The following is an 11,391-nucleotide window of genomic DNA, read 5'->3' as shown; positions in this document are numbered from 1 at the left end:
AGATCACCATCAATTTTAGTTAGTTTCGAAATAACAAAAGGAAATGATTTTGTTTTTCCTGGCGAAAATTTAATTATTTGAACAACTACTCCTTGAACATTAATAGCAAACTCAGGGGTTGCTATTGATGAAAAATTAATTTATTCTAAAATTAAGGTTGAAAATAAAGTTTACATTGTTGCTGATGAGTTAGTAGAATCTGTTGCAAAAGACATTGGCTGAAATGAATTTAAAGTTATTGAACAAATCAAAGGAATAAACTTAGATAAAGTCGAATATAGAAGACCAATTAAAAAAGAAAAATTTGGTAAAGTTGTTTTAGGCCACCATATTGATGTAAATGTTGGAACAGGTCTTGTTCATATGGCGCCGCTTTTTGGTGAAGATGACTTTGTTATTGGGAAAAAGAATAATTTAGATTTTATTATGCATGTTAATGATGATGGAACTTTAAATGAACATGCAAAAGAGTTTGAAGGTTTATTTTATGAAGATGCCAACAAACAAATAACATTGTTTTTAGAAAAAGAAAAAACATTATTGAAACTTGCTTTTATAAAACATTCATATCCTCACGATTGAAGAACTAAAAAACCTATAATTTATAGAGGAACTCCACAATGATTTGTATCTATAAATAAATTTAAAGAACAAATTTTAAATGAGATTGAAAACGTTAAATTCCCTTATGAATGAGCTAAAACTTGATTAATAAATATGATTGAAAATAGAGATTCTTGAACTATTTCAAGACAAAGAGTTTGAGGAGTTCCAATAACTATTTTTTATGATAAAGATAAAAATATTGTTATAAAAGAAGATATTTTTGACTATGTTATAAATTTAGTAAGAAAACATGGAACTGATATTTGATTCAGTTGAGATACTGAACAATTATTACCAGAAAAATATCGCAATTTAGGGTGAACCAGAGAAAAAGATATTATGGATGTTTGATTTGATTCGGGTTCTAGTTCTATAGCTGTCGATATCGAGAATATAACAAAACCTTTTGAACTATATTTAGAAGGAAGTGATCAATATAGAGGGTGATTTAATTCATCGCTTATCAACAGTGTTGTTTATAGAGGGAAAAGTCCTTATAAAGAATTATTAAGTCATGGGTTTATTGTTGATGAAAAAAATAGAAAAATGTCTAAATCTATTGGTAATGTTGTTAGTCCATTAGATATTGTGGAAAAATATGGGGCTGATATCTTAAGAATTTGAGTAGCTAACAGTGAATATACAAATGACGTTTCTTTCTCAAATAAAATTTTTGAACAAAACATTGAAGTTTATAGAAAAATAAGAAATACATTTAGATTTTTATTAGGTAATTTAAATGATTATGACCATAAACACAAAATAGAACTTGAAGGTGTTCATTTATTAATTGATGAAAAAATTAAAAAATTAAAAAATACAATTATTAAAAGTTATGACACTTATAGATTTATTATTGTTATAAAAGAAATAAATAATTTTATTATTGATTTATCTAATTTTTACTTATCAATAGCGAAAGATTGTTTATATACAGATTCGTTAAATTCACTTGAAAGAAAAATGTTTCAACAAAATTTTTACCATATTTTAGAAGTGTTAAACATTGCTTTAGCTCCTATATTACCAACAACTTCAGAAGAAGTTTATGAATTTATAAATAAAGAAGATAAAAAACTTAGTGTTCATCTTGAGTCGTTTTTCGACTATTGCGAAATTAACACTGACTATGAAAATATTTGAAAAGAGTTTTTTAATTTAAAAAATAAAGTTTATAAACAAATTGAAGAAAAAATTAAAAATGGAGAAGTAAAGAGATCTAATGAAGTGCATGTTATTTTAAATACAGAAAGTGAATTTTTAAGATCTTTAGATTTAAAAGCATTATTAATAGTAGGGAAAGTGACATTTGGCAAAGAATTTAAGGTAGATGTTTTTGAAAATTCAGGAAAGTGTCAAAGATGTTGAAATCATGAAGAACTTAATTTGATGAATGAAGATCTTTGCCAAAAATGTCAAAAAGTCTTAAAGGAATTAAATTAAATTGAAAAATAAATTTTTAAATTTAAAAAATGAATGACTTTCTTTTCCTTTAGAAAAAAGAATAAAAAGATATCTTTTATTTTTAGGCTTGTTTTTTATATTTATAATGTTTGATCAATTAACTAAAACACAAATTTTTAATGATGAACAGTATTCAAAGGCCTTTTTCAAACCAATAGATTATAATTATAAAATTATTGGATTTAGACCTATTTTACATCCGGGAGTTACTTCTGGATTGCATATAAAAATAGGATTTCTTGGAATCCATATATTAAGTTTTAGTTTTTCAATAGTTATATTATTTTTTGTATTTTGAACTAAAAAGATTACTTATATGGTTATTTTAGCTATATCTTTGGCAGGTATTTTAGGTAACACAATTGATCGGTTTTTATATGCCGATAATTCTGTAAAAGATTTTATTTTTCTTCCTTGATACGATCGTGGTACTTTTAATCTTGCTGATGTGTTTATTTTATCTTCTATAATTTTATTTTTTATTTTGATTATTTTAGAATCAATAAATGAATGAATAAAAAAAAGAAAAAACAAAAAAGAGCAAATGTAGTTTTGCTCTTTTTTTATAAAAAAAACCTTAAAATATGTTGTTTTTTTGGTATAATGCATGCATGTATTCTGCAAGTGAAAAAGAAAAATTTTATTTAAAAAAAATTGTAGAAAACTATATTAAAACAGGAGAGGCTGTAGCTTCTAAATCTTTAAAAGAAGCTTATGATTTAAATGTTTCTTCTTCAACTATTAGAAGTTTAATGCTTAGTTTGGAAAAAAAAGGTTTTTTAGAAAAATCCCATATTTCAAGTGGTAGAATTCCAACTCTTATTGCTTATGAATTTTATGCTAATGAATTAGTAGATGATTATAATGAACAATGGGAAGCTAAAATTATTGATATATTTAGCAAAAGAAGAAAAAACATTGATTTGACTATAGAAGAAGCGGTTAATGCAATTAGTCAAATTACAAATTTAACAATAATTACTGGCTCTACTAATAACACAGAAAGAATAAGATCAATTTCATTAACGCCAATTGATGAAAAAAATGGTGTAATAATTTTGGTAACTTCCAGTGGGAGAGTTGAAAATAAAGTAATTAATTTTACTAATAAAGTTCAAGAAAAAGATGTAAAAGTCGCTGTTAGAATTTTTAATGAAAGACTTTATAACGTTTTAATAAATGAAATAGAAAAAATTACTAATTTGTTAGCTCCTATTTTAGCAAAAGAAATTAAAAATTTTGATTTTATTATTCAGACTTTTATTCAAAATATTTTTAATTTTAAAAAACATTATAAATCGGAAGTTTTTAATAAAAATGATTTAATTCTTTCAAAAGAAATTTCAAGAGAAAAATTAGCTCAAATTTTAGAACTAGTAGAAAGTAAATCCATTTGAGAATCTATTAATGCAAAATATAATGAAAATGATAATTTAAAAATAAAAATAGATTCAAAAGAAACTGCTTTTATTTCGAAAAAACTTAAAGATTTAGATGGTTCATCTAAAGAAATAACTTTTATTGGAACTCCTAAAAAAATAGATTATTCTATGGTTTTGACTACATTAAAAATTTTGGAAAATTTTTTAAAAAAAAATAATAAAAAATAACAAGGAGAAAAATGGAAAATTTTAAAAAAGATGATATAGAAAAAAAAGAACATAACCTAAATGAAAAAAGCACAAATAAAAAATCTTTTTTTCAAAAGAGAAAAAATAATAATAAAGATGAAAAATTAAACAACAAAAAAAATTACGAAAATAAAGAAAATAAAGAAAACATAGAAAATTCTAAAAAAGATTCAAATAGCGAAACAAAAGACAAAAAAATTGATAAAAAAATTGATAAAAAAAATTCTGTTATTCAAAAATTGAAAACTGAATTAGATTTATCTAATATAAAAATCCAAACTTTAGAATTGGAAATTGAAAGAAATATAAATCAATTTAAAACTAAAGTTTCTGAAGTAGAAAAAAAAGCTAAAGAAGAAATTCAAAGACAAAAAGACGAAAATTTTTCTAAATTTGAATTAAAATCTACTGAATTGAAAAAATACGGTAATCAAAAGTTTTTTGAAGATTTTATAATGATTTTAAAACATTTTGAAATGGCAATTAAAAGTGGTGAAAAACAAAATAATCATGAAGTAAATAAATATGTTCAAGGTTTTTCAATGCTTTATAAACAAATAGAAAACTTATTTTCTAATTATGGATTAACCAAAATCGAACCTTACATTGGTGAAAAATTCAATCCTGAAATGCATCAAGTTATTGAAAAAAGAAAAAACTCTAATTTTAAAGAAATGGTTATTGAAGTTAAAGGTTTTGGATATAAACTACACGATAGAGTTATAAAGGCCGCCGACGTTGTAATCGGTGAATAATGAACGATAATTTAAATTTAATAATTTCGTTTTTAAATAGCGCTTTAAATAAGCTTGATTATCCTAATGATCAACTAAGATTAACAAAAGCAAAAAATTTTGGTGATTTTTCCACTAATATTGCTTTAGTTTTACAAAAACAATTAAATAAAAAAGCTATGGATATAGCTTATGAAATAAAGAATGCTGTTAATTTTAAAGAATATTTAATTAAAAAAATAGAAATTGTAGAGCCTGGTTTTTTAAACTTTTTTGTTGAAAACGAAATTTTTTCAAGTGTTGTTAAAAAAATTTTAGATGAAAAAGAAAAATATGGTTCACAAAAACAAAATCAAAAAATTAATATTGAATTTGTTTCAGTTAATCCAACTGGTTTTTTACACGTGGGGCACGCTAGAGGCGCTGTTATTGGTTCAACATTAGCAAATATTTTATTATTTACTGGAAATAAAGTTATAAAAGAATATTATGTTAATGATGCTGGAAATCAAATCGATATTTTAGCTAATTCTGTTTTAGTAAGATATAAACAACTTTTTGGTATGAATGTTGAATTAGAAACTGATAGTTATCATGGCGAGGATATAATTTTCGTCGCTCAAAAAATCAAAGATGAATTTGGAGATTTATTTTTAAAAATTACAAAAGATGAAAAAAATAAATTACAAATTTTAAAAGATAGAACGGTTGAAATTTTACTAAATGAAATAAAAAAAGATTTACAAAAATTTAATGTTGAGTTTGATATTTTTTATAGCGAAAGAGAATTATATAAAAACAAAATTATTGAACAAACATTAGAAAAACTTGATCACAAATTTGAGAAAGAAGGCGCTCTTTGGTTAGAAACAACAAAATTTGGCGATGATAAAGATAGAGTTTTAATTAAAAAAGACAAAACATTTACTTACTTTACTCCTGATATTGCTTATCATCAAAAAAAGATTAATAGTTTTAATGGCGTAGATAAAATCATTAATATTTGAGGCGCCGATCATATAGGTTATGTAAAAAGATTGGAAATCGCCTTAGAAATTTTAGGGTTTGATGTTAAAAATTTTAATGTTTTAATTTGTCAAATTGTAAGATTTTTTAAAGATGGACAAATTTTTAAAATGTCAAAAAGAAAAGGAACTTCTTTCACTGTTAAAGATATTTTAAAAATCGTTAATGAAGATATGTTGAGATTTTTTATGATTAACCGTTCAGAAAATTCAACTTTAGATTTTAATATTGATTTAGCGGTTGAACAAAACAATAAAAATCCTGTTTATTTAATTCAATATTCATATGCTAGAATTTGTCAACTTTTCAAAAAGAATAATATTAATGTTTTTGATAATTTAAATTATGAGCATGAATTAGAAATAAAATTAATTAATATCTTAAAAGAATTCCCGGAGTTAATAGATAAAATATCAAAAAATTATAAAGTTAATTTATTGCCTGAATATTTAATAACATTAGCAAGGAATTTTAATTCATTATACGAAAATATAAAATTTATAGGAAATAAAAATGAAATGAGTTTATTAGCATTAGCTAAAGCAACTCAAATAGTTTTAAAAATTGGTTTAGATTTAATTGGAGTTAATTCTCCTGAAAGGATGTAATATAATGAAAAAAAATCACAAAATAAAAGATTTAGCAATTGAAGTTTTAAGTCAAAATGACACATTAACTTTTTATGAAGTTTTTGAATATGTAAAAAATGCTTTATTTTCCTCATGAATAGAAAAAAATAAATCTTTAAATGCAGTAGATAAACAAATTTTAATCGAAAAAAAAATGGGTGAATTATACAAGATTTTAACTGTTGATAGATTTTTTATAAAAAACAGCGATGAGTCTTGAAGTTTAAATAAACATGCTTCAAAATAATAATTATGATTTCATTTTATTTTTGATATAGTGTTTTAAATTTTTTATTGATTTTTTTAATAAAATTTTTTTATAGATTTAAAAATAAAAATATTTTTAAACAAGATAAATATTTTAAAAACGAAAAATTTATTTATTCAAGTTTATTTAAAAAAATAAAAATTTATTTTTTAAATATAAATAGCGATTTAAAAGCTATTGTTTTTTTATTTTCAATTTTTTTAATTTTATTAGAATTAATTTTTAAAATTAAATTAATTGAATTTTTTATTGATTTTACAAAAGAAAAATATATTTTATTAACAAAAGATTATAATTTTGAATTAATTAAAAATGATGAAAATTTTGTTATGCAAATCATAAATTGGTTATTTTATTTATTGATTATAAAATTTTTTTATATTTGTTTATTTCTATTGTATTATTTCTTTTTAATTGCAAAAAAGAAAAACTTAATTAAAAAAAATAGATATAATTTGTTATTTTTTGAAAAAAAGGTACTCCACTTGTCGAAAATTTTCATAAATTGCATTTTTATTTTTATAGTTATTATTCTTTTAAATAAAATAATCCAGAGTTTTGGAAAAAACTATAATAATTTTTTAATGATTATAATTTTTCTGAGTATTTTTTTAGGTTTTCCTTTAATAATTTCGCTAATAATATTTTTTGTTTTTATGAGTTTGAAAAAAATTAATACAAAATGAACATATGCACAAACTAAAAATAGTGTTTTAAATGATGAAGAAGTTCAACCAATTTTATTTTTTCATTATTTTGAAAATCTTAATGAATTAATTATAAACGAACGAAAAAATAAAAAAATATATAAATTAATTAGAAAAAAATATAAACATTTAAGCAATATTTTTTATTTATTTTTAATAAAATATGAAATAAAAATTTTTAGAAAATATTATTTTTTAATAAGTATTCAAAAAGGAAAAGAATAATATTCTTTAGATAAAAAATATGTTTATTTTTAGTGTTTTTTAATATATAATAAAACATTATGGAAATGTCAATGTATAATTCTCTACTCGCTATAAAAGAAAAATTTAATGAGTTAAATGCACTTTTACTTAATCAAGAAGTTTTAAATGATATAAAAAAATACAATCAAATAAATAAGGAAATTTATTCTATTAAAAACATTGTTGATACTTTTGACAAATATTTAGCATATGAAAAAACTATTGCTGAAGCAAAATTATTATTAAGCGAAAAAGATCAAGAAATAATTAATTTTGCAAAAGAAGAAATTGCTAATGCTGAAGAAAATTTACCAATATTAGAAAAAGAATTGGTTGTTTTATTACTACCGAAAGATGAAAACGATGATAAAAATGTCATAATGGAAATAAGAGGTGCTGCTGGTGGTGATGAGGCAAATATTTTTGCTGGTGATTTATTTAGAATGTATTCCAAATGAGCTGATATGAATAAAATGAAAGTAAAAGTTTTAGATTCTTCTTTTGCTAATTCAGGTGGCTTTACTCAAATTGTATTTTTAATCGAGGGCGAAAATGCTTATTCTAAACTAAAATTTGAATCAGGTGTTCATAGGGTGCAAAGAATTCCTGAGACAGAAACACAAGGAAGGATTCATACCTCTACCGCTACTGTTACTGTTATGCCAGAAGTTGATGAAAATGTAGAAATTGAAATTAATCCTAGCGATGTTAGAATCGATACATATAGATCTTCTGGAGCTGGAGGGCAATCAGTTAACACTACAGATTCAGCTGTTAGAATAACACACATTCCAACAGGTGTTGTTGCTAGTTCACAAGATGGAAGAAGTCAAATCGCTAACAAAGAACAAGCTTTTAAAATATTAAAATCAAGACTTTATGATTTAGAGATTCAAAAACTTCAACAACAAGAAGGACAATTTAGAAAATTAGCTGGGTCAGGTGCTAGAAGTGAAAAAATAAGAACTTATAATTATCCGCAAGACAGAGTTACAGATCATAGAATTTCTTATTCAACTTCATTAAAGATAGTTATGACTGGACAAATCAATTCCATAATTGAAAACTTATTAAGCGAAGAAAAGGCTGAAAAAATTAAAAATGCCGGATTATAAAAAAAGAAAAGATCAATTATTGCATGAAAAATTAAGATATAATCTTGAACTTTTAATCACTGATTATGAAGATCAACTTTTAAAAACAGATATTCCAATTCAAAAAATTATAGGTTTTGTAGAAATGCAAAATCTTAAGCTTTTTGTTGATAGATATGTTCTGATCCCAAGATACGAAACTGAAGAGTTAATTTTAAAATCTTATGAATTTATAGATTCTAATTCAGAAGTTTTGGATTTATGCTCTGGAACTGGATTTATAGGGTTGGCTATAGCTAAAAATAAAAAATGCAAAGTCACTTTATCCGATATTAGCTATGAAGCTATTTCTCAAATTATTATAAATAAAAACTACAATAAAATTGATAATATAGAAATTATTCAATCCGATCTTTTTAATAACTTAGGAACTAAAAAATTTGATATTATAGTTTCTAATCCGCCTTATTTAAATAAGTGAGAAATTTTAGATAATTCAGTTTTAAAACACGAACCTAAAAATGCATTATTCGCTGATTTAGATGGTAATTTATTTTATGAAAAAATAATAAAATTTGCACCTTATTTTTTAAAAAAAAATGGAGTTTTATTATTTGAAATTTCTCCTAATAATGTTAGTTTTTTAAAAAGTTATAAGGGTATAAATGTTTCTTTTTTTAAAGATATAAACAAGAAAGAAAGAATAGCTTTAATAAAATTTTAATTTTTTTATTTATCTTTTTTTAAAAATGATATATAATATAAAAAGATTGCGAGTGTAGTTTAATGGTAGAACTTCAGCCTTCCAAGCTGATTATGAGGGTTCGATTCCCTTCACTCGCTCCATATCATTTCTGACCAAAACAGCTTCCCGCTGTTTTTTTTATAAAAAAATAGAATTTAAAAAATTATGAGAAAAATAAAAGATAAATATAAAAACCTTTTTATTACAACAACAGATACCGTTGTTGGCATTGGTGTACCTATTAAAAATAACGAATTACATTTGCTTTATGAAATAAAAAAACGTGGTTTAAATAAAAAAATTATAATTTTAGTGGCATCTATTGAACAAGCTAGAAAATTTAAAGAATGAACAATAAAAGCTGAACTTTTAGCAAATAAATATTGGCCAGGTGCAGTGACATTAATAAGCAAGAATCAAGGTTTTAGAATGCCTAATTCAAAAAAATTACTAAATTTACTTGAAAAAAAAGGGCCATGTTATGTAACTAGTGCTAATATTTCGGGAGAAGATAACTTAACTTTTGAACAAGCGATTAAAAAATTTGATATGATTAAACAAGTGTATAATTTCGAAAAAGGAAGTAATGTAGCTTCTAAAATTATAAATGTTGAAAACATGGAGGTTTTACGTGATGGAAAATAAAAAAGTTATTTTCGCTAGTGATCATGCTGGCTTTGATTTAAAAAAAGAGCTTATAAATCATTTAAAAAAACAAAATATAGAAGTTGTAGATTTGGGGCCTTTTAATAATAATGAATCTGTTTCATATGCTTATTATGGTAAAAAATTAGCTAAAGAGTTACTAAAAAACGATAATTATGTTGGGGTTGGTATTTGTGGTACAGGATTAGGTATCTCATATGCTCTTAATAGATTTAAAAAAATAAGAGCTGCTAGAGTTACAGAAATAAATGATGCAAAACTAGCTAGATTACACAATAACGCCAATGTTATTGCTTTATCAGGAAGATTTGTTTCTTTTGAAAAATCTAAGGAAATTTTAGATACGTTTTTAACTACTGATTATGAAGGTGGGAGACACCAAAAAAGAATTGAGGAGTTAGATAATTAAATGCCTGAATTACCAGAAGTTGTTGTTGTTTCTTCTCAACTTAATAAAAACATAGTGAATAAAACTATTAATAATGTTTTTATTTACAACAATAATTTGATTAAAGAAGTTAACTCAAAAGAATTTATTTCTTTTTTAATGGGTGAAAAAATTTTAAAAGTCACTAATTATGGTAAATTTATTGTTTTTTATTTATCAAATAATAAAGTTTTATTAAGTCATCTAAGAATGGAAGGTAAGTATTTTTATTATAAAAATAAATTAAATAAACAGAAACATGATTACGTTATTTTTGAATTTAGTGATAAAAGTTATTTACACTACAACGACACTAGGATGTTTGGGACTTTCCATATTAGAACTGATAAAAATTATAATACAACCAACCCTTTAGCTAAATTATCTAAAGTTCCTTGAGAATTAAATGCTAATGATTTGTATATGAAATTACAAAAAAGAAAACAGAAGATTAAAACAGCGCTTTTGGATCAAACACTTATTTTAGGTTTGGGCAATATTTATGTTGATGAAGTTTTATTCGCAAGCAATCTAAATCCTGAAACTAAAACTAATGAATTATCATTAAAAAAGGTTAAAGAAATTATTGCTAATTCTACTCTTATTTTGAAAAAATCTATTGAATTAGGCGGTAGTAGTATAGATTCATATACTTCATTAAATAAGCAAGAAGGGCAATATCAAAATTTTTTAAAAGTTCATACTAAAAAAGGACATCCTTGCAAAGTTTGTAAAAGTATAATTTTAAAAACTAAAATTAATGGAAGGGGAACTTATTTTTGTCCTTTATGTCAAAAAGTAGTATTATAAATTCAAAATGACAAATATTTATGATTTTCACGGTAAATACGGCGATGTTGTTAGTATACAGTTATTACACATTTTAAAAGAATTTAAAGAAAGTAAGTCTATTTTTGAAATTTTGATTATAGTAGGAAAAGGTAGTGGTAGACTTAAACAAATTGTTTCTAGTCATCTAGAACAAGAAAAAGAATTTACATATTATTACGACGAATATAGAGCTACTTTTATTGTTCAAAAAAATAAAAATTTCAATTATGTTGATATAGATATTGATGAAGAATTTCAAGAATATTTTGAAAAATTAAAAAATTAAAAAACCCGTTTGAAGTAAACGGGTTTTTGTC

General features: G+C 23.1%; 13 protein-coding genes and 1 tRNA gene. All 14 read left to right on the top strand.

From position 1 onward, the window contains the following. Positions 1 to 2,049: class I tRNA ligase family protein (locus T403_RS0102485; protein ID WP_033161245.1), on the top strand; the 2,049-nt coding region annotated here is incomplete at its 5' end. A gap of 1 nt (position 2,050) precedes the next feature. Beyond that, positions 2,051 to 2,620 (top strand): signal peptidase II, encoded by a 570-nt coding sequence (locus tag T403_RS0102480; protein ID WP_051619095.1) that lies wholly within the window; start codon positions 2,051 to 2,053, stop codon positions 2,618 to 2,620. Positions 2,621 to 2,681: 61 nt separating this feature from the next. Further along, positions 2,682 to 3,680, top strand: coding sequence for a heat-inducible transcriptional repressor HrcA (gene hrcA / locus T403_RS0102475; protein ID WP_033161243.1), 999 nt, complete (start codon positions 2,682 to 2,684; stop codon positions 3,678 to 3,680). Between the two features lie 11 nt (positions 3,681 to 3,691). Further along, positions 3,692 to 4,456, top strand: coding sequence for a nucleotide exchange factor GrpE (gene grpE, locus T403_RS04240; protein WP_051619093.1), 765 nt, complete (start codon positions 3,692 to 3,694; stop codon positions 4,454 to 4,456). Next, entirely contained in the window at positions 4,456 to 6,069 is a 1,614-nt protein-coding gene (gene argS / locus T403_RS0102465) for an arginine--tRNA ligase (RefSeq protein ID WP_033161242.1), read from the top strand. Before grpE ends, argS begins: the two co-directional genes overlap by 1 nt. Before the next feature lie 4 nt (positions 6,070 to 6,073). After that, entirely contained in the window at positions 6,074 to 6,337 is a 264-nt protein-coding gene (rpoE, locus tag T403_RS0102460; RefSeq protein WP_033161241.1) for a DNA-directed RNA polymerase subunit delta, read from the top strand. 683 nt (positions 6,338 to 7,020) lie between these two features. Beyond that, complete coding sequence (locus T403_RS04430; RefSeq protein ID WP_169734600.1) at positions 7,021 to 7,290, top strand: hypothetical protein; 270 nt, start codon at positions 7,021 to 7,023, stop codon at positions 7,288 to 7,290. 59 nt (positions 7,291 to 7,349) lie between these two features. Then, a complete protein-coding gene (gene prfA / locus T403_RS0102450) occupies positions 7,350 to 8,426 on the top strand; it encodes a peptide chain release factor 1 (RefSeq protein ID WP_033161239.1) in 1,077 nt (358 codons plus the stop codon). Next, the gene (locus T403_RS0102445) at positions 8,413 to 9,129 is read left to right on the top strand and encodes a peptide chain release factor N(5)-glutamine methyltransferase (RefSeq protein WP_033161238.1); all 717 of its coding nucleotides are present in this window, start codon (positions 8,413 to 8,415) and stop codon (positions 9,127 to 9,129) included. Before prfA ends, T403_RS0102445 begins: the two co-directional genes overlap by 14 nt. A gap of 48 nt (positions 9,130 to 9,177) precedes the next feature. Further along, positions 9,178 to 9,251, top strand: a tRNA-Gly gene (locus tag T403_RS0102440). A 64-nt stretch (positions 9,252 to 9,315) separates the two neighbouring features. Next, positions 9,316 to 9,795 (top strand): Sua5/YciO/YrdC/YwlC family protein, encoded by a 480-nt coding sequence (locus T403_RS0102435; RefSeq protein ID WP_033161237.1) that lies wholly within the window; start codon positions 9,316 to 9,318, stop codon positions 9,793 to 9,795. Then, positions 9,785 to 10,225, top strand: a complete 441-nt coding sequence (gene rpiB, locus T403_RS0102430) for a ribose 5-phosphate isomerase B (protein ID WP_033161236.1) — start codon at positions 9,785 to 9,787, stop codon at positions 10,223 to 10,225. Before T403_RS0102435 ends, rpiB begins: the two co-directional genes overlap by 11 nt. Then, entirely contained in the window at positions 10,226 to 11,053 is an 828-nt protein-coding gene (mutM, locus tag T403_RS0102425; protein ID WP_033161235.1) for a DNA-formamidopyrimidine glycosylase, read from the top strand. A gap of 7 nt (positions 11,054 to 11,060) precedes the next feature. Next, a complete protein-coding gene (locus T403_RS0102420) occupies positions 11,061 to 11,360 on the top strand; it encodes a Smr/MutS family protein (protein ID WP_033161234.1) in 300 nt (99 codons plus the stop codon). Positions 11,361 to 11,391 lie beyond the last annotated feature (31 nt).

Source organism: Mycoplasma collis ATCC 35278 (genome assembly GCF_000701825.1).
GTDB classification, from domain to species: domain Bacteria; phylum Bacillota_I; class Bacilli_A; order Mycoplasmatales; family Metamycoplasmataceae; genus Mesomycoplasma_A; species Mesomycoplasma_A collis.
Note: the sequence above shows the minus strand (reverse complement) of the source record. Positions and strands in the feature narration are given on the sequence as shown.